Origin of the sequence: Streptomyces sp. NPDC101160, from assembly GCF_044768205.1 — a bacterium.
Lineage (GTDB): Bacteria > Actinomycetota > Actinomycetes > Streptomycetales > Streptomycetaceae > Streptomyces.
Map to the genome: position 1 here is coordinate 544,338 of NZ_JBIWPJ010000005.1, position 22,124 is coordinate 566,461.

General features: G+C 72.6%; 22 protein-coding genes. 12 read left to right on the plus strand and 10 right to left on the minus strand.

The annotated features are described in order from the left end of the window. The first annotated feature begins 40 nt into the window (after nt 1-40). A complete protein-coding gene (locus ACIRSU_RS18725; RefSeq protein ID WP_403793379.1) occupies nt 41-586 on the plus strand; it encodes a hypothetical protein in 546 nt (181 codons plus the stop codon). A gap of 17 nt (nt 587-603) precedes the next feature. Here the strand turns inward: ACIRSU_RS18725 and ACIRSU_RS18730 are convergent, their stop codons facing one another. Further along, a complete protein-coding gene (locus ACIRSU_RS18730) occupies nt 604-1,242 on the minus strand; it encodes a TetR family transcriptional regulator (protein ID WP_403793381.1) in 639 nt (212 codons plus the stop codon). Nucleotides 1,243-1,502: 260 nt separating this feature from the next. Between ACIRSU_RS18730 and ACIRSU_RS18735 the strand changes: the two genes are divergently transcribed. From ACIRSU_RS18735 to ACIRSU_RS18750, 4 genes are all read left to right on the plus strand, one after another. After that, on the plus strand, nt 1,503-2,831 hold the full coding sequence (locus ACIRSU_RS18735; RefSeq protein WP_403793383.1) for a glycosyltransferase family 4 protein: 1,329 nt from the start codon (nt 1,503-1,505) through the stop codon (nt 2,829-2,831). Between the two features lie 143 nt (nt 2,832-2,974). Next, entirely contained in the window at nt 2,975-3,796 is an 822-nt protein-coding gene (locus ACIRSU_RS18740) for a class I SAM-dependent methyltransferase (RefSeq protein WP_403793385.1), read from the plus strand. Next, nucleotides 3,793-4,869, plus strand: a complete 1,077-nt coding sequence (locus tag ACIRSU_RS18745; protein ID WP_403793387.1) for a prenyltransferase — start codon at nt 3,793-3,795, stop codon at nt 4,867-4,869. Before ACIRSU_RS18740 ends, ACIRSU_RS18745 begins: the two co-directional genes overlap by 4 nt. 159 nt (nt 4,870-5,028) lie before the next feature. Next, nucleotides 5,029-5,934 (plus strand): DUF2690 domain-containing protein, encoded by a 906-nt coding sequence (locus ACIRSU_RS18750; RefSeq protein ID WP_403793389.1) that lies wholly within the window; start codon nt 5,029-5,031, stop codon nt 5,932-5,934. 169 nt (nt 5,935-6,103) lie between these two features. Here ACIRSU_RS18750 and ACIRSU_RS18755 read toward each other — a convergent pair whose 3' ends face one another. After that, entirely contained in the window at nt 6,104-6,946 is an 843-nt protein-coding gene (locus ACIRSU_RS18755) for a helix-turn-helix domain-containing protein (protein WP_403793391.1), read from the minus strand. 332 nt (nt 6,947-7,278) lie between these two features. Here ACIRSU_RS18755 and ACIRSU_RS18760 point away from each other — a divergent pair, with 332 nt between their 5' ends. Then, a complete protein-coding gene (locus ACIRSU_RS18760; RefSeq protein WP_403793393.1) occupies nt 7,279-7,866 on the plus strand; it encodes a hypothetical protein in 588 nt (195 codons plus the stop codon). A 98-nt stretch (nt 7,867-7,964) separates the two neighbouring features. On the opposite strand, the gene ACIRSU_RS18765 is transcribed toward ACIRSU_RS18760, so the two are convergent. The 3 genes from ACIRSU_RS18765 to ACIRSU_RS18775 all read right to left on the minus strand — a co-directional run bounded on the left by ACIRSU_RS18765 (nt 7,965) and on the right by ACIRSU_RS18775 (nt 10,996). Continuing rightward, entirely contained in the window at nt 7,965-8,975 is a 1,011-nt protein-coding gene (locus tag ACIRSU_RS18765; RefSeq protein WP_403793395.1) for an LLM class F420-dependent oxidoreductase, read from the minus strand. 111 nt (nt 8,976-9,086) lie between these two features. Further along, entirely contained in the window at nt 9,087-9,986 is a 900-nt protein-coding gene (locus ACIRSU_RS18770; protein ID WP_403793397.1) for a DUF5336 domain-containing protein, read from the minus strand. A 152-nt stretch (nt 9,987-10,138) separates the two neighbouring features. Further along, nucleotides 10,139-10,996, minus strand: a complete 858-nt coding sequence (locus tag ACIRSU_RS18775; RefSeq protein ID WP_403793398.1) for an N-acetylmuramoyl-L-alanine amidase — start codon at nt 10,994-10,996, stop codon at nt 10,139-10,141. A gap of 479 nt (nt 10,997-11,475) precedes the next feature. On the opposite strand from ACIRSU_RS18775, the gene ACIRSU_RS18780 reads away from it, so the two are divergent. Beyond that, nucleotides 11,476-12,951 carry a tol-pal system YbgF family protein gene (locus ACIRSU_RS18780; RefSeq protein WP_403793400.1) on the plus strand — a complete coding sequence of 492 codons (1,476 nt, stop codon included), beginning with the start codon at nt 11,476-11,478 and terminating at the stop codon, nt 12,949-12,951. An 89-nt stretch (nt 12,952-13,040) separates the two neighbouring features. Here ACIRSU_RS18780 and ACIRSU_RS18785 read toward each other — a convergent pair whose 3' ends face one another. Beyond that, nucleotides 13,041-13,568 (minus strand): PadR family transcriptional regulator, encoded by a 528-nt coding sequence (locus ACIRSU_RS18785; RefSeq protein WP_403793402.1) that lies wholly within the window; start codon nt 13,566-13,568, stop codon nt 13,041-13,043. Between the two features lie 134 nt (nt 13,569-13,702). On the opposite strand from ACIRSU_RS18785, the gene ACIRSU_RS18790 reads away from it, so the two are divergent. Next, nucleotides 13,703-14,515, plus strand: a complete 813-nt coding sequence (locus ACIRSU_RS18790) for an alpha/beta fold hydrolase (protein ID WP_403793404.1) — start codon at nt 13,703-13,705, stop codon at nt 14,513-14,515. On the opposite strand, the gene ACIRSU_RS18795 is transcribed toward ACIRSU_RS18790, so the two are convergent. Next, entirely contained in the window at nt 14,512-15,150 is a 639-nt protein-coding gene (locus tag ACIRSU_RS18795) for a class I SAM-dependent methyltransferase (RefSeq protein WP_403793406.1), read from the minus strand. The genes ACIRSU_RS18790 and ACIRSU_RS18795 overlap by 4 nt on opposite strands. Before the next feature lie 146 nt (nt 15,151-15,296). On the opposite strand from ACIRSU_RS18795, the gene ACIRSU_RS18800 reads away from it, so the two are divergent. From ACIRSU_RS18800 to ACIRSU_RS18810, 3 genes are all read left to right on the plus strand, one after another. Continuing rightward, nucleotides 15,297-15,761 (plus strand): cupin domain-containing protein, encoded by a 465-nt coding sequence (locus ACIRSU_RS18800; RefSeq protein WP_403793408.1) that lies wholly within the window; start codon nt 15,297-15,299, stop codon nt 15,759-15,761. 89 nt (nt 15,762-15,850) lie between these two features. After that, on the plus strand, nt 15,851-18,073 hold the full coding sequence (locus ACIRSU_RS18805) for an acyl-CoA dehydrogenase (protein ID WP_403793410.1): 2,223 nt from the start codon (nt 15,851-15,853) through the stop codon (nt 18,071-18,073). Nucleotides 18,074-18,086: 13 nt separating this feature from the next. Beyond that, the gene (locus tag ACIRSU_RS18810; RefSeq protein ID WP_403793412.1) at nt 18,087-19,277 is read left to right on the plus strand and encodes a lipid-transfer protein; all 1,191 of its coding nucleotides are present in this window, start codon (nt 18,087-18,089) and stop codon (nt 19,275-19,277) included. A 27-nt stretch (nt 19,278-19,304) separates the two neighbouring features. Here ACIRSU_RS18810 and ACIRSU_RS18815 read toward each other — a convergent pair whose 3' ends face one another. After that, nucleotides 19,305-19,937, minus strand: a complete 633-nt coding sequence (locus ACIRSU_RS18815; protein ID WP_403793641.1) for a response regulator — start codon at nt 19,935-19,937, stop codon at nt 19,305-19,307. Between the two features lie 64 nt (nt 19,938-20,001). On the opposite strand from ACIRSU_RS18815, the gene ACIRSU_RS18820 reads away from it, so the two are divergent. Continuing rightward, nucleotides 20,002-20,556: a GNAT family N-acetyltransferase gene (locus ACIRSU_RS18820; protein ID WP_403793414.1), complete on the plus strand. Its 555-nt coding sequence runs from the start codon at nt 20,002-20,004 to the stop codon at nt 20,554-20,556. 13 nt (nt 20,557-20,569) lie between these two features. Here ACIRSU_RS18820 and ACIRSU_RS18825 read toward each other — a convergent pair whose 3' ends face one another. Next, complete coding sequence (locus ACIRSU_RS18825) at nt 20,570-21,397, minus strand: tyrosinase family protein (RefSeq protein WP_403793416.1); 828 nt, start codon at nt 21,395-21,397, stop codon at nt 20,570-20,572. Between the two features lie 23 nt (nt 21,398-21,420). Then, nucleotides 21,421-21,837, minus strand: a complete 417-nt coding sequence (locus tag ACIRSU_RS18830; protein WP_403793418.1) for a tyrosinase family oxidase copper chaperone — start codon at nt 21,835-21,837, stop codon at nt 21,421-21,423. Nucleotides 21,838-22,124: the final 287 nt, after the last annotated feature.

A 22,124-nucleotide genomic window follows, 5' to 3' on the forward strand; every position in this document is an offset into this window, starting at 1 on the left:
GGGGGCAAGGGGCCTTCGTGCGCACGTATTTGGGAGAGTTGTGCGCAAGGCGAGGATGGTGGCCGCGGCCGCCGGTGTGGTGCTGCTGGTCGCGGGCTGCGGGAGCAACGGCGGTTCGGACAAGGGTGGTTCGAGCGGTGGCAACACCTCTGTCACGTCCGGCGGTTCGACCGGCGGTTCGACCGGCGGGTCGGGTGGCGGCGAGGAGCTGACCGCCGAGGCCGTGAAGAAGGAGATCGATACCGCGGCCACCGGCGCCGGCTTCACCCAGGACGCCTCCGGCGACAAGGTGCCGGCCGGCACGGAGCAGTGCATGGTCATGTGGACCGCCGACTCCGCGAAGGCCGCCGACCAGAAGAAGTCCTACAAGGAGACCGTCACGGCCCTCGGCCAGGCCGGCTGGAACATCGACAAGAACTTCGAGCAGAGCGGCTCGACCATCAAGAGCCTCAGCAAGGGCACCTGGCTGCTCAAGGCCAGCGACCACAGCATGGGCATGCTCAAGATGGACATGTTCATCGCCACCGACGCCAAGCCCGAGTGCGAGGCCGCGCTCAAGGCCGCCGGCCCGCAGAAGACCCCCTGACGCAGCGCGGCAGGACGTCAGCCGCGCCCGCGCCCGTCGGGGCGCGCGGGCGCGGCCCCCGGCGCCGTCAGGTCGATCAGCCGGCACACCGTCTCGATGTCGATCTTCACCTGTGCGATCGACGCCCGCCCCGACAGCCACGTGATCAGCGCCGAGTGCCACGTGTGCTCGATCACCCGCACCGCCGACAGCTGTTCCGGCGTCGGATGCTCCGCCCCCATCGCGTCCAGGATGATCGCGGTCGTCAGCCGTGACACCGTGTCCACCTCGGGGCTCACGCTCCGGTCCGCGAAGGTCAGCGCCCGCACCATCGCGTCCGCGAGCTGCGGCTCGCGCTGCAGCGCCCGGAAGGCCCGCATCAGCGTCTCCGCCACCCGCTCCGCCGGGTCCGCACCCGCCGGCGGCCGCTTCCGCAGCATGGTGTGCATGTGCTGGAGCTGGTCCTGCATGGTCGCGACCAGCAGATGGATCTTCGACGGGAAGTAGCGGTAGAGCGTGCCGAGCGCGACCCCGGCCGCCTCCGCGACCTCGCGCATCTGGACGGCGTCGAAACCGCCCCGCCCGGCGAGCTGCGCACTGGCGTGCAGGATGCGCCGCCGACGGGCCTCCTGGCGCTCTGTCAGGGGCGGTGACGCAGGTCTGGCTTCCGCGGTCATGGGTCCCGTTCCGTGCGGTGTCCGTGCGTTGTCGGTGCGTTTGACGGTGCTTTGTCGGTGGTTGTCCGTGCGTTGTCCGTGCGTGGAGGGGCGACAGTATGGCGGGTCGGCGGCCGTGGTGCGAATCACCTGACGCGCCTCTTACGGCTGAGCTACCTGCCGGTAGATTCAGTGCTCGTCGCAGGATCGATCTGTAACTTGTTCTAGGTTAGCGCGGGCGGTTACGCTCCCGCGAAACGCACGCTCGAAGGGGGTCCCAGTTGACCGCGGAGGCCATAGAGGCGAGCCCCCGGCAGGGCGGCGCCACCGCGGACGGTGACCGTGACCGTCCGCTGCGGATCGCTCTCCTCACGTACAAGGGGAATCCGTTCTGCGGCGGCCAGGGCGTCTACGTCCGCCACCTCTCCCGGGAGCTCGCCCGGCTCGGCCACACCGTCGAGGTCGTCGGCTCCCAGCCGTACCCCACCCTCGACGAGGGCGTCCCGCTCACCGAGATCGCCAGCCTCGACCTCTACCGCCAGCCCGACCCCTTCCGCACGCCCGCGCGCGAGGAGTACCGGGACTGGATCGACGCCCTCGAGGTAGGCACCATGTGGACCGGCGGCTTCCCCGAGCCGCTCACCTTCTCGCTCCGGGCCCGGCGCATGCTCGCCGCCCGCCGCGGCGACTTCGACGTGATCCACGACAACCAGACGCTCGGTTACGGGCTCCTCGGCGGCCCGCGCGCCCTCGGCGCCCCGCTCGTCACCACGATCCACCACCCCATCACCGTCGACCGGCAGCTCGAACTCGACGCCGCCGCCGACTGGAAGCGCCGCGCCTCCGTCCGCCGCTGGTACGCCTTCACCCGCATGCAGAAGCGGGTCGCCCGCCGGCTGCCCTCCGTCCTCACCGTCTCCGGCACCTCGCGCCAGGAGATCGTCGAGCACCTGGGCGTACGGGAGGACCGCATCCGGGTCGTCCACATCGGCGCCGACACCGAACTGTGGTCCCCGGACCCGTCCGTCGCCGAGGTCCCCGGCCGGATCGTCACCACCTCCAGCGCCGACGTCCCGCTCAAGGGCCTGGTCTTCCTGATCGAGGCGCTCGCCAAGCTCCGCACCGAGCAGCCCGACGCCCACCTCGTCGTCGTCGGCAAGCGCGCCGAGGACGGGCCGGTGGCCCAGGCCATCGAGCGGTACGGGCTCGACGGCGCCGTCCGCTTCGTCAAGGGCATCAGCGACGCCGAGCTCGTCGACCTCTACCGCTCCGCCCAGGTCGCCTGCGTGCCCTCGCTCTACGAGGGCTTCTCGCTGCCGGCCGCCGAGGGTATGGCCACCGGCACCCCGCTGGTCGCCACCACCGGCGGCGCGATCCCGGAGGTCGCCGGACCCGACGGCGAGACCTGCCTCGCCGTGCCGACCGGCGACGCGGGCGCGCTGGCCGCGGCGCTCGGGCGGGTGCTCGGCGACGCGGAGCTGCGGGCGCGGCTGGGCCGGGCCGGCCGGGAGCGGGTGCTGGCCAACTTCACCTGGGCGCGCGCCGCCCAGGGCACCGCCGAGCTGTACCGCGAGGCCCTCGCCCGGCAGGGCGCCGGGGCCCGCCGGTGATGTTCGAGCTTCGCGTGCCGGGTGCGGCCAGGTGGGTGGGTCGTGCCCACCCGTTCCTCCCCCTGGGGCTCCGTCCTGGGGGGACCCCCATGGCGGAACGTATGCCCACAACCTGACCTCAACCCCCCGAAAGGCAGACCCCCGTGCTGACCGTCGACTTCACCCGCTTCCCGCTCGCCCCCGGCGACCGCGTGCTCGACTTGGGCTGTGGCGGGGGCCGGCACGCCTTCGAGTGCTACCGGCGCGGCGCCCAGGTCGTCGCCCTCGACCAGAACGGCGAGGAGATCCGCGAGGTCGCCAAGTGGTTCGCGGCCATGAAGGAGGCCGGCGAGGCCCCGGCCGGCGCGAGCGCCACCGCGATGGAGGGCGACGCGCTCAACCTGCCCTTCCCCGACGAGTCCTTCGACGTCGTCATCATCTCCGAGGTGATGGAGCACATCCCGGACGACAAGGGCGTGCTCGCCGAGATGGTCCGGGTCCTCAAGCCCGGCGGCCGGATCGCCGTCACCGTCCCGCGCTACGGCCCGGAGAAGGTCTGCTGGGCGCTGTCCGACGAGTACCACGAGGTCGAGGGCGGCCACATCCGCATCTACAAGGCCGACGAGCTCCTCGCCAAGATGCGCGAGGCGGGCCTGCGGCCGTACGGCACCCACCACGCCCACGCCCTGCACGCGCCGTACTGGTGGCTCAAGTGCGCGTTCGGCGTGGACAACGACAAGGCGCTGCCGGTCCGCGCGTACCACAAGCTGCTCGTCTGGGACATCATGAAGAAGCCCGCCGTGACCCGGATCGCCGAGCAGCTGCTCAACCCCGTCGTCGGCAAGAGCTTCGTCGCCTACGCGACCAAGCCCCACCTGCCGAAGGCCGCCGCCGCGGATGCCGCACTGGACTCCGCTGCCGCCGATGCCGTGGACTCCGCCGATGCCGTGGACTCCGCCGACACCACGAAGGCCGACGCCAAGTGACCAGCCCCGAGCGGATCGCGGAGCACCTGGTGCTCCCCGGCGTCCTGACCGCCGAGCAGGCCGCCCGGACCGTGGCCGGCATCCTCGCCGCACAGCGCGAGGACGGCGCCATACCGTGGTTCCGCGGTCACCACCTCGACCCCTGGGACCACACCGAGGCCGCGATGGCCCTGGACACGGCCGGCAAGCACGAGGCGGCGCGGCGGGCGTACGAGTGGCTGGCCCGGCACCAGAACGGCGACGGCTCCTGGTACGCGGCCTACCAGGACGGCGACCCGGACGACGTCACCGACCACGGCCGGGAGTCCAACTTCGTCGCGTACATAGCCGTCGGCGTCTGGCACCACTACCTGTCGACGGGCGACGACGCCTTCCTCGACCGCATGTGGCCCGTCGTCTACGCGGCCGTCGAGTTCGTCCTCGGGCTGCAGCAGCCCGGCGGGCAGATCGGCTGGAAGCGCGAGGCGGACGGCACGCCGGTGAACGACGCGCTGCTGACCGGCAGTTCGTCGATCCACCAGGCGCTGCGCTGCGCGCTGGCCATCGCCGACGAGCGCGAGGAGCCGCAGCCCGACTGGGAGTTGGCGGCCGGCGCGCTCGGCCACGCGATACGCCGTCACCCGGAGCGCTTCCTCGACAAGTCCCGCTACTCGATGGACTGGTACTACCCGGTCCTCGGCGGCGCGGTGACCGGCACGGAGGCGAAGGCGCGGATCGAGGAGAAGTGGGACGACTTCGTCGTGCCCGGCCTGGGCGTGCGCTGCGTGCTGCCCAACCCCTGGGTCACCGGCGGCGAGAGCTGCGAACTCGCGCTCACGCTCTGGGCGATGGGGGAGTCGGACCGGGCCCTGGAGATCCTCCAGTCGATCCAGCACCTGCGGGCCGACAACGGCAACTACTGGACCGGTTACGTCTTCGAGGGCAACCGGGCCGTCTGGCCGGAGGAGCAGACCACCTGGACCGCGGGTTCGCTGCTGCTCGCGGTGTCGGCGCTCGGCGGCGAGGAGGCGACGGTGGCGGTCTTCGGCGGCGAGCGGTTGCCGCGGGGCCTGGAGCCCGACTGCTGTAAGTGACAGTTGTAGGTGCCTGATACACCTGTTTGATGCGCGAACTTTGTGCACGATGCACAAAACCGGTTGCTCAGCCGGTGGCGCGAAATCGCCCGCACGTGGCCCTAATATGTGCGTGTTCATGGCTGGCATGAACACGCATGACAGGAGTACCGGTCAAAGATGGACCGTGCGGGGTCGGTCAAGGACCTGGCAAGCGAACTGCTTGCCTTGAAGAAGGCGTCGGGATCGAGCTTCGCTCAGCTCAGCAAGAAGACGCACTACGCCAAATCGTCGTGGGAACGCTGGGTCAACGGCAAGCAGTTCCCGCCGCGGGACGCCGTCGAGAGCCTGGCCCGGCTCTGTGCGACGGACCCGGAGCCGCTGCTCGCGCTCTGGGACGAGGAGGAGGCGCGGCGTACCGCGCCCGAGCCGGAGGCCGGTTCCCAGTCGGACCCCGAGTCCGTACCGGAGTCGGAGTCGGATTCGGGGCCGGAGGGGCCGGAGTCGGAGTCGGAGTCGGGGTCGGGGTCGGGGTCGGGGCCGGAGGAGGGTCGGAATCCGGCCACGGGCCGCCGTCGCCGGACGTTGTGGGGCTCGCTCGGCCTCGCGGCGCTCCTGACGGCCGGCGCCGCCACGTACGCGGTCGTCGCCCTCACCGGCGACCCCGCGCCGCCGCCCAAGCCCAAGCCGGTCGTGAAGGTCGCGGGCCCGGCCACCGGCTGCAAGCTCACGGGCTGCGAGGGCAAGGACCCGAAGAAGATGAACTGCGGAGCCGACGCGGTCACCGTCCGCACCGGCTCCATCCCCAAGGACCTCGTGATCGAGCTGCGCTACAGCCGCGCCTGCCAGGCCGCCTGGGGCCGCATCACCTTCGCCGAGATCGGTGCCACCGTCGTCGTCAACAACTCCGACGGCGCCGCCCAGGCCGATGTCGTCCACTACGACCGGGACGTCTACACGCCGCTGATCGCGGCACCGGACGACGGCTCGGTCTGGGTCTGCTCGGCCCTGCCCAAGAAGGGCGACAAGGACAGCGCGCCCACCTGTACGGGCCGCTTCATCCCGAGCCAGGAGAAGAACTCCTGACCGGCTGAGTCGACCGGTTGAATGTGCGGGCCCCGGTGCACCCCTGTCGCACCGGGACCCGCCCATCTGTTGAGGCGAAAGCCCCCGCAAGATCAACAATGACATCCGCGGCCGGTTTTCGCATTGGAAAAAACCGCAGGGTCCGCGGAGAGGCCGCCCGGCGCCCCCGTCAGCCCGCTATCCAGGCGCTCGCCGTCTCCCGGCCCGCCAGGAACCGCCCCGGCGGCAACCCCGTCAGGGCCTTGAACTCCCGGCTCAGATGCGCCTGGTCGTAGAGCCCGCACTCCGCCGCCGTGTCCGCCGCCGGCCTGCCCGAGGTGAGCAGGCGGATCGCCCGGTTGAGGCGCAGGACGCGGGCGAGCCGCTTCGGGCTGATGCCGAGCTGCTCACGGAAGCGGCTCTCCAGGTGCCGCATGCTCCACCCCGTCTCGGACGCCACCTCGTGGATCGGGATGGCGCCGCCGGAGCGCTCCAGGACCCGCCACGCCTCCAGGACGGCCGGTGCGGGCCCGGGCGCCGCTTCCGCCTCCGCCGTCCAGCGCAGCAGCGTCGCGTCGAGCAGCGCGAACCGCTCCGGCCAGCCCGGCGTCTCCGCCAGGGCCTCGCCCAGGTGCCGGGCGCGGGCGCCGAGCACGTCGGCCGGGTCGGCGAGCGTGTCGGCGAGCTCGCCGAGCGGGCTGCCGAAGATCCGGTACGCCGCCCAGGGCGCGAGCGCGAGCTCCACGCCGTACGCCTCGCCCCCGTGCCCGAGGACCCGGGCCCGGGTGTGCAGCCCGGACACGAGCGACCGGTGCCGCCCCACGCTCGTACCCCCGCCGGAACCGGCTCCGAACCGGGCCCCGGACGCGGCCCCGGCACCGGCCCCGAACCCGGCCCCGGCACCGGCCACGAACCCCCCGCCGGAACCCTTGCCGGAGCCTCCGCCGGAACCCCCTCGGACCCGCAGCTCCCCGCCGAAGCCGATGAGCAGCGACACCCGCCCGCTCGGCACCACCAGACGCTCCTGCGGCACGCCCGCGGTCGTCCGGAACCCCCGGTACGTTCCGATGCCCGGCCGCAGCCGGGCGTCGGGCGCCCCGTAATACCACTGGCACCGGCCCCCACCGGTGCACACGCGGCTTCTGACCATCTATCCCTCGAACCTCTCGTTCCGCTCTCGGTGATCACTCTCCGAGGGGCCCGGCGGTGAGGGCCAGAGGTCTCGCCGTCCCAGGGACGTGGAGGGACGTCCCACGGCTCTGACCTGCGGGGATATCCATGGCTGCGGGTGCAGGAAGGGACGGCGGAACCCGTACGGACTCACTCCGCTGGCACACCCGGGGGGCTCCGGGCGAGGCTGACGCCATGCCCACCGTGCCCCGCTTCCCGCGTGTCCGCCGCGCCCTCGTCGCCGTCCTCCTGTCCGGCGCGCTGCTCTCGACCACGGCCGCCTGCGGCGGCGACAGCTCGCAGAACATGACGACGAGTGCCGACGTGCAGGGGACCGCGCCCGCGACCCCGACGGCGAGCGCGAGCTTCGAGAAGCAGAAGCTGGCCAAGACCCGCTTCGTGGCGAACGCGGGCCTCGCGGCGGGCGCCACGTACCAGTGGATCGTGAAGCCCTATCGGGCGGGCAAGTTCAAGAAGGGTGCCGACGGCCGCACCTTCGCCCTCGCCAAGGCGGGCCTCGCGGGCGCGTTCACCTACAACCGCCTCAAGGCCGCCGTGAACAACGCCAAGGGTGACCCGCTCCTGTCGAAGGCGGTCGCGCCGCTGAGCGCCGGCATCGAGTCGCTGAAGGGGCTCGGTACGAAGCTCCGCAAGGGCGACGCGACCGACGGCGACGTCGGTGCCTTCGAGGGCGTCATCAACAGCGTGAAGGACGCGGGGAAGAGCGCGGGCGCCGAGGTCGTCGACAAGGTGCCGAGCGCCTCCCAGCTCAGCGGCGGCTGACGCCCGTCACGAGTGCCCGCTACGAGTGCCCGCTACGAGCCTCCGCCACAGGTGCCCGCGACGAGTTGCCCGTCACGAGTGCCCGCCAAGGGCGCCCGCTACGAGGCGAGCTCGGCGAGCGCACGCAGCGTCGCCGGGTCCGGTGCCGTGACCAGCAGGTCCGTCACCGGGCCCTTCCGCCATTCCGCGAGCCGCTCCGCGATCCGTTCCCGCGGCCCCACGAGCGAGATCTCGTCCGCGAAGGCGTCCGGCACGGCGAGCACGGCCTCCTCGCGGCGCCCGGCCGCGAACAGTTCCTGGATGTGCCGGGCCTCCGCCTCGTATCCCATGCGCGCCATCAGGTCCGCGTGGAAGTTGCGGGCCGCGTGCCCCATGCCCCCGATGTAGAAGCCCAGCATCGCCTTGACGGGCAGCAGCCCCGCGGCGACGTCGTCGCAGAGCTGTGCCCGTACCAGCGGCGCGACCAGGAAGTCTTCGGGGAGCGCGGCCGGCAGGGCGTAGACCTCGGCCCAGCGGCTGGGCGACCAGTAGAGGGGCAGCCAGCCGTCGGCGATCCGGAGCGTCTGCGCGATGTTCTTGGGGCCCTCGGCACCGAGCAGCACGGGCAGGCCGGCGCGGAGCGGATGCGTGATGGGCTTGAGCGGCTTGCCGAGGCCGGTGCCGTCCGGTCCGGTGTACGGGTGCGGGTGGTAGCGCCCGTCGAGCGTGACGGGCCCCTCGCGGCGCAGTACCTGCCGCACCACGTCCACGTACTCCCGGGTCGCGGTGAGCGGCGAGCGCGGGAACGGGCGCCCGTACCAGCCCTCCACCACCTGCGGCCCCGAGAGCCCGAGCCCGAGCATCATCCGGCCGCCGGAGAGGTGGTCGAGCGTCAGCGCGTGCATCGCAGTCGCGGTCGGCGTCCGGGCGGCCATCTGCGCGACCGCCGTGCCCAGCCGGATCCGCGAGGTGTGCGCGGCGATCCAGGTGAGCGCGGTGAAGGCGTCGGATCCCCATGCCTCGGCCGTCCACACCGAGTGGTAGCCGAGCGCCTCGGCCTCGCGGGCGAGTTCGAGATGCGTGGGGGAGGGGCCGCGGCCCCAGTAGCCGAGGGCGAGTCCGAGTCGCATGCCGAGCAGCCTTTCTGACGATACGTCAGCCAAGTCGGCCGGGTCGGCACTGTACGGCAACGGCCCCCCGCCCGGAAGAGATCCGGGCGAGGGGCCGTTGCTCAGCGGACGTCAGCCGCGCTGGATGCCCGTCGTGTCCTGGAGCACACCGCGCCGGCCGTCCTGCGTCTGCGCCACCAGGGCCTGACCGCGCTGGTCGACCGCCAGGTACCAGGTGCCGGGCGCCAGCTCGGCGATCGGGGCGGTGCCGCCGTCCTCGCTGTAGAGCGGACGGGCCACCGGGACCGCGAACCAGAACGGCGCGAAGTCCGAAGCCGCCGGAGCCGGAGTGGCCGCCGGGCCCGCGGCCGGCGTCGGGGCCGGGGCCTGTGCGGCCTGCGGCTGGGCCTGCGCGGCCTGGGGCTGAGCGGACTGCGGCTGGGGCTGCGGCTGGGCGCCGAAGGGCTGGCCGCCGCCGAGCGACGGGTCCGGCTGCGCGCCGTACGGCTGCTGCGCGCCCGGGTAGCCGTAACCGCCCGGGACGCCCTGCTGGGCACCCGGCTGCACGCCGTACGGCTGCGGGGTCTGCGGCTTCGGCGCACCGACCAGCGGCGCTTGGAGCGCCGGGACCAGCGGGCCGGCCACGGCGGCGCCGGCGATGACGAGTGAGGCGATGAGGCCGAGGATCAGGCCGGCGCCGGCGTTGCCGGACTCGAAGACCCACATGAGCATGGACCACGCCGAGGCGACGGTGAAGGCCGCGCCGACCTGCCCGAGCTCCAGGCCGAGCACCTTGCGCGGCTGCGCCTGCGGCAGCGCGCGCGTGAGGATCACGAGCGCGGCACCGGCGATGCCGAGGAAGACGGCGCCCCAGCCGAGCGGCGAGATCTCCCACGAGTACGCGGAGTCGTACCCCTTGCACATGTCGTCCGGGCCGCTACAGCCGGAGATGCCCAGGAACGAGGCGATGAAAAGCAGCACCGCAGCACCGGCCAGCACGCCGTCGCCTCGGGTGAGGGAGCGGATATTCACGTAAGAGTCCTTCGTCGGGTCGTCTCGTCGGGGTGGCGCGAAGCACGGGGGCGGCCCCATCGTACGGAAGCGTACGGAGAGCATGGAGCGTACGGAGCGTACCGATCGAATCTATCGTTCGCCCGATCGTTCGCAGGCTCCGGCCCTGGGTCCTACCCCTTGAGATAGGCCGCGATGCCGTTCGCGATCCCCTGCGCCGCCTTCTGGCGCCACGCGGCGTCGGTGAACAGCGTGGCGTCCTTCGGATCACGCATATTGCCGCATTCGATGAACACCTTGGGAACGGTGGAGAGATTGAGGCCCCCGAGATCGTCGCGGACGTCCAACCCGGTGCCGGATCCGATGTAGTTGGCGGGCTTCGTCCCGGTCGCGCGGGCGAACTGCGCGACCAGCGCCTCGCCGAGGGTACGGGACGGGCCCACGATCTTCGCGGTGTCGGCGCTCCCGCCCCGCACCTTCGCGGGCAGGATCACATGGAATCCGCGGTTCCCGGCCGCCGAACCGTCCGCGTGGACGGACACGACGGCGTCGGCCTTCGCCTCGTTCCCGATCCGCGCGCGCTCGTCGATGCAGGGCCCGTACGGGCGGTCGGCGTCGTGGACGAGGACGACCCTGGCGCCCTGCTTCTTGAGGAGATCGCGAAGACGGTGTGAAACGTCGAGGGTGTAGGCGGCCTCGGTGTAACCGTTGTTCGTGGACGTGCCGGTGGTGTCGCACTCCTTGCGGTTCGTGCCGATATCCACCTTCTTGTTGATTTCTGCGGAATGCCGGAAATTGCCGGGGTTGTGCCCGGGGTCGATCACGATCGTCCGCCCGGCGAGAGGCGCGGCGGGCGCCGCGGGCGCAGCAGCGGGCGTACGACTGGGTGCGGCCGTGGCCTTGGCGTCGACGTCGACGGTACGAGCCGGCCGCGGCGCCGCGGACTCGGCGGCGCCGCCGCAGGCCGTCAGGGCGAGCGCCAGAGCGGACGGCAGGGCGAGCGCGAGAAGCTTCCGGTGGTGGTGGGGCACCCCGCGACGGTAACGGTTTCCGGCCGGGATTGCCTGCACCGGAACCGTGTGTGTAAAGGGATCGTGAAGGGTAAGTGCGGGGAACTGCCGCGACGAGCAGAGGGGGCACGGTGACGGGCGAAGAGCATCGCGACCACAGCGACGAGTCCGACGAGACCAACGCAACACCCAGACCTTGGGAGTACACGGGAGGGACGGCGACGCCGGGCGGTGCTTCGGGCGGGGCGCCGGAAGGGGCCTCGGGCGGCGCTTCGGGAGGTGCCTCGGGCAGTGCGACTGGCGGATCGCCGGAGGGAGCCCCGGTCGGGGCCCCGAGCGGAGCGCCGGAAGGGGCGCCGGGCGGGAGTCCGTTACCGCCGCCGCCTCCCGCGCACCCGCCCGTCTACGACGCGGTGCCGCCGGCCTTCCAGGGCCCGCCGCCCGCACCCGCACCGCCCGCGCCCGCGCCGCCGCCCGGTCCCGCGAACCCTGCCCAGGCAGTGGCCGTCGCCCTGCTCAACCTCTCGTGCCTGGGCCTCGGTTACGTCTTCCTCAAGCACTGGAAGTCCGCCGCCGTGTGCTGGGCCGCCACCGTCGCCCTGCTCGTCGTCGCGCTGCCCGCCGACCCCGACGGCGTCCCGCTCGGCGCGCTCGTCGCGTACGGGCTCTTCCTCCTTCTCGCCGCCGCCGACGGCGCCCGCCGCGGCCTGCGCGCGAACCCCGACACCCTGGCGCTCCCGGCCCCGCGCCGCGGCCTCGCGCTGCCGGCCGCGCTCGCGCTGCTGCTCGTCGTCCCCGGCGGCGGCACCTTCGCGTACGGCGCGGCGCGCGACGAGGCCATCGAGCAGTCGCTGCTCGACCGCCTGGCCGCCGCCGACACCCAGGTGAAGCAGGGCGAGGGCCAGTCCTTCCCGAGCGTCGAGACGACCTACCGCCAGGCCCTGGCCACGTACCAGGACATCGGCGCCCGGCACGCCGGCTCGCGCGCCGCGAAGCAGGTCCCCGACCGGCTCGTCACCTACTACAAGACGGTCTCCGCCCCGTACGACAAGCAGGACTACTGCAACGCCGTCGCCCCCCTCAAGCATCTGCGGGCCCTCCCCGAGACGGTGGACCGCAAGCTGCTCGGCAGCCTCGTCGGTAAGGCCGACGACCCGCTCGCCCAGTCGCTCTTCGAGTGCGGCACACGCACGATCGGCCTGGCCGGCCAGGAGAGCACCTCCGGCGACCAGCTCAACGAGCTGCTGAGCACCTTCCCGCAGTCGCCGTACGCGACGAAGGTCGAGCCGACCCTCCGCGAGGGCCTGCGCACCCGAGACAAGTCCCTCGCCGTCTCGCCCTGCGACGGCGTCGCCGAACTGCGCCGCTTCGACACCACCGTCGGCCTCCTCCCCAACACGACCTTCGCCGCGCTCGGCCAGGACGCCAAGCGGTCGATCCAGCGCGGCGACTTCGCGTGCGGGATCGACCACTTCAAGAAGAAGGAGTACGACGAGGCCGTCTCGGCGATGAACGACTACGTCAAGGCGTACCCCGGCAGCCCGCAGAACGCCCAGGCCCGCAACGTCGCCATCGCCGCCGAGATCGCCCAGGAGACCCCGGCCGCCGGCGACAAGGTCCCCTCCGGGGACACCGCCGACGGCTCGGGCCAGCCCATGGTCGTCAGCAACGACGGCCCGGGCGAGGTCGAACTCCTCTACACCGGCCCCGTCACCGGCCGCATCACCATTCCGGCCTGTGGCAGCTGCAAGACCTACCCGACCCTCCTCATCCCCAAGGGCGGCAGCCTGAAGCCCTGCTCCGGCTCGTCCTCGAAGTACCCGAAGCGGACGCTGACGCTGCCGCCGGGCAACTACCAGATGCTCCAGAAGCGCGCGGGCACGACCACGTCGCAGGAGGTGAAGAAGGGCAGCACGACGAAGATCGAGTCGGGCTACACGTACACGAACTGCCTGTACGTGACGTCGCTGTACTAGACGGGCCGGATACGCCGCTTGCGCACGGTGCGCCGGGCCGCCCCGGTGCGCCGGGCGTACTGGTCGGTAGTGGTCGGAACCGGCTGGTGCTAGTCGGTCTCCAGGTCGGCGAGGGTGGCCCGGAGCCACGCCAGCTCCGCTTCGGTGGTGGCCCGGGCCACGGTCAGCACGCCGCGCCGGAAGGGGTCGTCCAACTCCTCGGCGCGCAACGGCCGTTCGCCGTCGTAGAAGAAGCTCGCCGGCTCCTCCAGGAACTCCAGCCGGCGCCGCAGTACGCCGGCCTGCGCCACCGGGTCGTCCAGGTGGCGCAGGAACGTGAGCAGCGTGAACCAGCGGTTCTCGTCCGTGATGCCGGTGCCCTCCGCCTCGCCGAGCCGGCGGCGCAGCTCGCGCCTGCCCTCGGCGGTCAGGCTGAGGACGTGCCGGGGTGCGGCGGCGGGACCCTGCTGGGTCTCGCGCGCCAGCAGCCCGGCCTTCTCCAGGCGCTTGATCGCCGGATAGAGCGTGGACTCCCCGACCGGGCGCACGTGGCCGGTGAGGGCGGTGATGCGCTTGCGCAGCTCGTAGCCGTGCAAGGGGGCTTCGTAGAGGAATCCGAGGATCGACAGTTCCAGCATGGCCGCATTGTCTCGCACCGTCATGCACGCCGGTGTACATCGGTGGCGTAGTACTACGTCGTCGTTATATGGTCCTGCGCGTGGTCATCAGGTCGGTGGCCCGAGCCGGGGAAGCGGAAGCGGGGGAGTGGGCAGTGCGTGAGGCGCGATTCGACGCTCGGGGCAGCGTGATCCGGTGGACCGAGGCACCCGGGGAGGGGCCGGCGACGGTGTTCGTGCACGGTCTGGGCGCCGCCTCGACCGTCTACCACGCCCACATCGCGGCCCGCCCGGAGCTCGCGGGCCGGCGGGTCCTCTTCGTCGACCTGCCGGGGCACGGCATCAGCGACCGCCCCGCCGACTTCGGCTACACCCTGGAGGACCACGCGGACGCGCTGGCCGCTGCACTCGACGAAGCGGGGGTGAGCGGCGGAGTGATCGCGGGACACAGCATGGGCGGCGCGGTCGCCATCGTCCTCGCTCACCGCAGGCCCGACCTGGTGACGCGCCTCGTCGTCACCGAGGGGAATCTCGACGCGTTTCCCCCGCTCTCGGCGGGCAGCAGCGGCATCGCGTCGTACACGGAGGAGGAGTTCGTGCGGGGCGGCGGCTTCGCCCGGGTCCTTGAGCGCGTGGGCCCCACCTGGGCGGCGACCATGCGGCTCGCGGACCCGCTCGCCCTCCACCGCACGGCCGCGCATCTGCGGCGCGGCACCGAGCCGATGATGCGGGAGATGTTCCGCGAGGCCCGCGTCGAGCGCGTCTACCTCCAGGGCGAGTTGAGCGGCGAGCTGCCCGGCGCCGACGGCCTCAGGGCCGCCGGCGTGGGCGTGGTGACCGTTCCCGGCGCCGGCCACAACATCATGTTCGACAATCCCGCCGCCTTCGCGCGCGCGGTGGCGGGCACCGCGACGGGCACGGCGACGGGCGTGGCGGCAGGCCGGGGACGGGAGGCGCCGGCCGCCTAGGCGACCGGGCGGCGGCGCAGGACCCGGAGGGAGTCCGTGACCGAGATCTCCTCGAAGTCGCCGGACTCCAGGGCGCGGAGGTAGATGCGGTACGGGGCCTGGCCGCCGTCCTCCGGGTTCGGGAAGACGTCGTGGATGACGAGCAGGCCCCCGGGCGCGACCTTGGGGGCCCAGCCCTCGTAGTCGGCGGTGGCGTGTTCGTCGGTGTGGCCGCCGTCGATGAAGACGAAGCCGAGCTGCCCGCCCCACACGGCCGCGACCTGCGGGGACCGGCCGACGACCGCGATGACGTGGTCCTCCAGGCCGGCCTTGCGCAGGGTGCGGCGGAAGGTGGGCAGCGTGTCCATGACGCCGACCTCGGGGTCGACGACGCTCGCGTCGTGGTACTCCCAGCCCGGCTGCTGCTCCTCGCTGCCCCGGTGGTGGTCCACGGTGACGGCCACGGTCCCGGCCGCCCGCGCCACGTCGGCGAGGAGGATGGTCGAGCGCCCGCAGTACGTGCCGACCTCAAGGAGCGGGAGGCCGAGCGCGGCGGCCTCGGCGGCGGCCTCGTACAGCGCGAGCCCTTCCTTCACCGGCATGAAGCCCTTGGCGGCCTCGAAGGCGGCGAGGATCTCGGGGGTGGGCTCGGACATGCTGGCTCCTACTGGCGAGTACGGACGTACGGGCGCCCATGGTACGTACGGAGCGCACGGGGCGGCGGCTCGCGGCGGTTGCGGGGCGCTCCGGGCGGCCGGACGCTGGAAGGAGCAAGGCCGAGAGCGAGAGGAGGTCTGTCCTCATGGCTGAGAAGGTCTCGCTGAAGTTCGGTGAAGGCAGATCGTTCTGGTTCATGAACGGGCTGTACACGGTGAAGCTCTCCGGCGAGGAGTCCGGGGACGTGTGCAGCGTCATGGAGATGTGGCTGCGCGAGGGCTGGGGCCCGCCGCCGCACACGCACGACGTGGCCGAGTCCATCTACGTGCTGGAGGGCCGGCTGCGCATGCACCTCGCCGGCGAGGTGGTGGACGCCGGACCGGGTTCCTTCTTCCACATCCCCGTCGGGACCGACGAGCAGCCGGAGGTGGTGGAGGAGTGCAGGATCCTGGCCGTCTACACACCGGGCGGCTTCGACAAGTTCTTCGCCGAGGTGGGCGAGCCCGCCGAGTCGAACACCCTGCCCCCGCTGTCGGAGGAGCCGCCCGACTACGCGCGGATCGCCGAGATCGGCAAGCGCCACGGACTCGAACTGAAGCCGCCGGACTGAGGCGCCGAAGTTCTGTGGTGCGCAAGTTCCGCAGCACACATGGTTTCTGACCTTCCGTCAGATTGGAACGTGTTCTAGTCTGCGATGCCATGGGCATCGCCATCACGCATGAACAGCGGGAGCTCGCCCGATCCGTACGCGGCTGGCTCACCCGCGCCGTACCGCCCGAGGCGGTGCGCAAGCACCTCGACGTCCCCGACCTGGCTCTGGGCCGCCCCGCGTACTGGGACGGCGCGGCGGCGCAGGGCCTGCTCGGGATCCATCTGCCCGAGGAGTACGGGGGCGGGGGCGGCGACCTCGTCGACCTCGCCGTGGTCCTGGAGGAGGCGGGGCGCGCGCTGCTGCCCGGCCCGTACCTGCCGACCGTGCTCGCCGCCGAGCTGCTGCGGCGGGCCGGGCACGGGGAGTCGGCGGGCGCGCTGGCGGCCGGGGAGCGGATCGCGGCGGTGGCGTTCGGGGCCGGGACCCTCACGGTCGCCTCCTCCCTCGTCGACGACGGCCTGGTCCTCGACGGCCTGGCCCCGCCCGTCCTCGGCGCCGGCCACGCCGACCTGATCGTCCTGGCCGCGCGTTCGGCGTCGCACGGCGTCGTCTGGCTGGCGGTGGACGCCGACACCGTGGACGTACGCCCGGACGGCGACAGCGCCGACCCGACGCGGCCCACGGGGAAGGTCGCCGCCGACGGCGTCTTCGTCCCCGCCGACCGGCTGCTCGCGGGCGTCGACTCCGGCCTCGTACGGGATCTGGCCGCGGTGCTGTACGCGGCGGACGCGTGCGGAACGGCCGCGCGGGCGGTGGAGACAGCGGCGGAACACGCCCGAACCCGCGTCCAGTTCGGCCGCCCCATCGGTCAGTTCCAAGGCGTCAAGCACCTCTGCGCCGACATGCTCGTCCGCCTCGAACAGGCGCGGGCGCTGGTGTGGGACGCGGCGCGGGCGGCGCGCGAGGACGGCGGCGCGTCCGGGGTGACCGGCGGGGTGCCCGCAGGGCCCGGGGGGATGGCCGCCGGGGCGGCCGCCGCCGAGGTCCGCTCGTACACGGCCGCGCTCGCCGCCGCGACCGCCCTCGACGCCGCGTACGGCTGCGCCAAGGACTGCGTCCAGGTGCTCGGCGGCATCGGCTTCACGTGGGAGCACGACGCCCATGTCTACCTGCGGCGGGCGCTGGTCGCGCGCGAGCTCCTCGGCACGGGCGACGCGCACCGGCTGACGGCCGTACGGCACGCGGCGGCGGGGACGCGGCGCGAGCTGCGCGTCGAACTCCCGGAGGAGGCGCGGGCTTTCCGGCGCGAGGCGCGCGAAGCCCTCGCGGCAGCCGCCGGGTTGGACCCACGGGAAGCCCGGCGGGTTCTTGCCGGGACGGGTTACGCGGCGCCGCACCTGCCGAAGCCGTACGGCCTGGGCGCCGGCCCGGTCCAACAGCTGGCCGTGCAGCGCGAGATGGAGTCCCTGGGGATCCGTCTGTCGCCCCTCTCCATCGCCACGTGGGTGATCCCGTCTCTGATCGCGTACGGGACGGCCGAGCAGCAGGCCCGCCACCTCGGCCCGACCCTGCGCGGCGAGCAGCAGTGGTGCCAGCTCTTCTCCGAGCCGGAGGCGGGTTCGGACCTCGCCTCCCTGCGCACCCGGGCGGAGCGCGGCGCCGACGGCTCCTGGCGGGTGAACGGCCAGAAGGTGTGGACGAGCGCGGCCCAGTGGGCCGACTACGGCATCCTGCTCGCCCGTACCGACCCCGACGCGCCCAAGCACCGCGGCCTCACCTACTTCGTCGTCGACATGAGGAACACGCCCGGGATCACCATCCGCCCGCTGAAGGAGATCACCGGCGACTCCCTCTTCAACGAGGTCTTCCTCGACGACGTGCCGCTGCCGGCCGACGCCGTCGTCGGCGAGGTCGGGGGCGGCTGGCAGGTCGCCCGCAACACGCTCGGCAACGAGCGCGTGCACATGGCCGACCAGGTCGCCTTCGACTCGGGTCTGGAGTCCCTGATAGCGGCGTGCGATTCCGTCGACGGTTCCGTCCGGGTCCGGATCGGCGCCCTCGTCGCCGAGGCCCACGCCCTGGCCTGCATCGGCCTGCGGACGACCCTGCTCCAGGTCTCCGGCCTGGAACCCGGCCCGGGCGCGAGCGTCCGCAAGCTCGTCCAGACCCTGCACCAGCAGAAGGTCGCCGAGCTGACGCTGGAACTCCTGCCGTCACCACGGGCGGTGCACGGGATGTTGATGTCGCGGTGTCTGACGATCGCGGGCGGAACGACGCAAGTGCAGCTGAACGTGGTGGCCGAGCGCCTGCTCGGCCTGCCGAGGGACTGAGGGGGCTTTCGCTATGCGGTCATTCATCGTCGGTGTGGGCATGACGAAGTTCGAGAAGCCGGAGACGCGCGACTGGCAGTACTGGGACATGGCCAGGGAGGCCGGCACGGCCGCCCTGACCGACGCGGGCATCCCGTACTCACGGGTGGAGCAGGTCCCGGTCGGCTACTGCTTCCAGCCCTCGACGGCCGGCCAGCGCGCCACGTACGAACTCGGGCTCACCGGCGTACCCGTCTACAACGTCAACAACAACTGTGCCACCGGTTCGAGCGCCCTGATGCTCGCCCGCCAGCTGGTGGAGGGCGGCGCGGCCGACTGCGTGCTCGCGCTGGGCTTCGAGAAGATGGCGCGGGGTGCGCTGGGCGGCGGCGCGGAGGGTGCCGGTGACTTCAAGACGTCACCGGTCGCCCGCCACTACGGCATCATGGCCGCCGGCCACGGCTTCGAGATGAGCCCGCCCACCGCCCAGATCTTCGGCAACGCCGCCCGCGAACACATGGACCGCTACGGCACCACCGAGGTCCAGCTCGCCGCCGTGGCCGCCAAGAACCACCGCCACTCGTCCCAGAACCCCAACGCCCAGTTCCAGGACGTCTACACGGTCGACGAGATCCTCGCCGCCAAGACCATCCACCGTCCCCTCACCAAGCTCCAGTGCTCCCCGACCTCGGACGGCGCCGCAGCGGCGCTGGTGGTGTCGGAACGCTTCGTGGCGGAACACGCCCTGGCCGACCGCGCGGTGGAGATCGCCGCCCAGGCCATGACCACCGACACGGAGGAGTCCTTCTCCTCCGGCTCCTGCATCGACGTCGTGGGCCGCCCGATGTCGAGGGCGGCTGCCCGCCAGGTCTACGAGACGTCCGGCCTGGGCATCGAGGATGTCGATGTGGTGGAACTCCACGACTGCTTCTCCATCAACGAGCTCCTGACGTACGAGGCCCTGGGCATGTGCGAGGAAGGCGCCTCGGGGAAGTTGGTGGAATCGGGCGCGACCACGTACGGCGGCCGCTGGGTCGTCAACCCCTCCGGCGGCCTCATCTCCAAGGGCCACCCCCTGGGCGCCACGGGCCTGGCCCAGGCGGCGGAGCTGGTCTGGCAGCTCCGGGGCGAGGCGGGCGCGCGCCAGGTGGCGGGGGCGCGGGTGGGCCTGGCGCACAACATCGGGCTGGGCGGGGCGGCGGTGGTGACGCTGCTGCGGCGCTAGCGGCTTGGCTGCCTGGCGCCTGGCGGCCTAGAGCCAGCCCTGCTGGCGGGCCGCCCGCACCGCTTCCATGCGGTTGCGGGTGCCCGTCTTGCCGATGGCCGAGGAGAGGTAGTTGCGGACCGTCGACTCCGAGAGGTGGAGGGTGGCCGCGATGTCGGCGATCGTCGCACCGTCGACGGAGGCGCCCAGGGCGTCGCGTTCGCGGGCCGTCAGGGGGTTCGGGCCGGCGCTGAGGGCGGCTGCGGCGAGAGCCGGGTCGATGACGGTCTCGCCGCGGAGGGCCTTGCGGATGGCCTCGGCCAGGTCCTCGACCGGCCCGTCCTTGACCAGGAAGCCGGCCGCGCCGGCCTCCATCGCGCGGCGGAGGTAGCCGGGGCGGCCGAAGGTGGTGAGGATCAGGACGCGGCAGTCGGGCACCTCGTCGCGCAGGTCGGCGGCGGCGTCGAGGCCCGAGCGGCCCGGCAGTTCGATGTCCAGGAGGGCGACGTCCGGCCTAGCCGTGAGCGCCGTGGGGACGATCTCGTCGCCCCGGCCGACCTGGGCCACGACCTCGATGTCCGGCTCCATGCCGAGGAGGAGGGCGAGCGCGCCTCGCATCATTCCCTGGTCCTCGGCGAGGAGGACCCGGACGGACTTCGAGGGGCGGTGGTCCTGCGGCATCTCGTTCACGAGGAACAGCCTAGTTCGGGCGGCCCGTTGGGGCGCGCCGTGTAGGTTGCCCGCCATGACCGAACGTGGATCCGTTCCCTGGCCGCCCGCGCCGATAGCGACCGGGCGGCTCGTGCTCCGCGGGGCCGAGGCCCGGGACCGGGCGGTGTTCGTCGAGCTGTTCGCGTCGCCGGAGGTGGGGACGTACGTGGGTGGCGCTCGGCCGCGTGATGAGCTGGAGCGGGCGATGCCCGAGGTGCCTGGACGGCGGTTCGGGCTGTTCGTGGTCGAGGCGGACGGGGCGATGATCGGCATGGTCACGTTCGACCGGCGCGACGCGGAGCGGCCGGGGCGGGTCCGGGCGGAGGGCGGGGAGGCCGAGCTCGGGTACATGTTCCTGCCGCAGGCGTGGGGGCGGGGGTACGGTGCCGAGGCGTGCGCGGCGGCGCTCGGTTGGTTCGCCGGGACACATCCGGGCGAGCCGGTGGTGCTCGGCACCCAGACCGCCAACCAGCGCGCGATGCGGCTCGCGGCGAAGCTGGGGTTCCGCGAGGTGGAGCGGTTCGAGGAGTACGGCGCCGAGCAGTGGTTCGGGGTGTGGTCCTCGGTCACGTCGGCGCCGTCCGCTTGAGCCGGTGCGGCGGTCAGGCCGCCGTGTCGAAGGTGTAGTGGGCCGTGTGGTCGAGCATGTCGGCCGGGGTCACGTCGTTCCAGGGGCGCATCGTGTCGTGGAGGTCGACGACGTTCGGGGTGCCGGCCGCCGGGAGGTAGGGCGAGGCGGGGTGGCGGGCCTGCCAGGTGGCCCAGAGCTTGTCGATGAAGGCGTGGTGGAGCCAGAAGACCGGGTCGTTCGGGGAGACGCCGGTGGCCATCTGGCCGCCGACCCAGACGTGGACGCGGTTGTGGAGGTTCACGCCGCGCCAGCCTTCGAGGTGGTTGCGGAAGCCATCGGAGGCGCTGTTCCAGGGGGCCGAGTCGTACGTCTCCATCGCCAGGACCGAGTCGACCTCGGCGCGCGTCGGCAGCTGGCGGCCGCCGGCGCCCAGGTCGCGGCGGAGGTAGTCACGGCCGTCGACGCGGACGTTGATCGTCCAGCGGTTGCCGGAGCGGGCGAACGGGCCGTCGGTGACCTGGCCGTCGCGGGCGCGGCCGGTGCCGCCGAGGAAGTCGGGGGCCCAGAGCGAGGCGGCGGTGGTGCGGTCGGCCGTCCAGTCCCAGTAGGGGAGCGTGACGGTCGGGTCCACGGACTGCAGCGCCTGCTCGAACTGTATGAGGAAGCGCCGGTGCCAGGGCAGGAACGACGGCGAACGGTGCCCGACCCGGTCGCCGTTGTCCGTGTCGCCTATGATGAAGGCGTTGTGCGTCGTCACGAAGGTGTCGTAGCGGCCGTTCCGCTTCAGTTCGAGGAGGGCGTTGACGAAGCGGCGCTTCTCGTCGGCGGTGAGCGCGGCCTGGTTCTTGCGTACGGTCATGGTGGTGCGGCTCCTGCTGCGGGTCAGGCGTGGGGGAGGGTGACGGGTACGAGCGCGGCGCCCTGGAGTTCGCGTACGGCCGCGCGGGCCGCGGCCCTGGGCGAGGCGACCGGCTCGTAATGGGTGATCACGCTGATCCAGGTGCCGTCGACGTTCTGCATGACGTGCAGTTCCTCGCCGTCGATCGTGACGCTGTAACCGCCGCCGTGATGCCCCTCGTGTCCCCCGTGGTGGCCGCCTTCGCCGCCCCCGTTCGACGGGCCGCCCTTGATGCGGCGGCCCTGGTAGACCTCGTCGAACGAGCCCGGAGCGGGAACGGGAGTGGGAGCCGGAGCGGTCGCGGCCTGCGCCGGGCTCGCCAGGGCGAGGCCCGCGGCCGCGCCGGCGGCCGCGCCCGCGGCGACGCCCAACGCCGTACGGCGGGTGATGCTCGAAGACATGGAAACCCCCTCATGGTCTGTGCGGCCGAGGGTTGGTCATATGCCCCCGGCGGTTTCCATCCGTACTAGGGGTGCCGGTCCGGCGGAAATCGCCGCAATTCGGTTGGGTGTGAAGCGGACAACTTCCCGCGAAATGTGCAAACTTGAACGAAGTTGATCTTGCTGTTCGGGGGGTCCGCGGGCGCTCCGGAGTGAAATCCTCCGCCCGTATGGCCGCGTCCCGGAAATGATCTTGCGGTCGCGTGCTCCGGGTGTGGCGGGGCGCACTCCCGCAGACTGTCCGGATC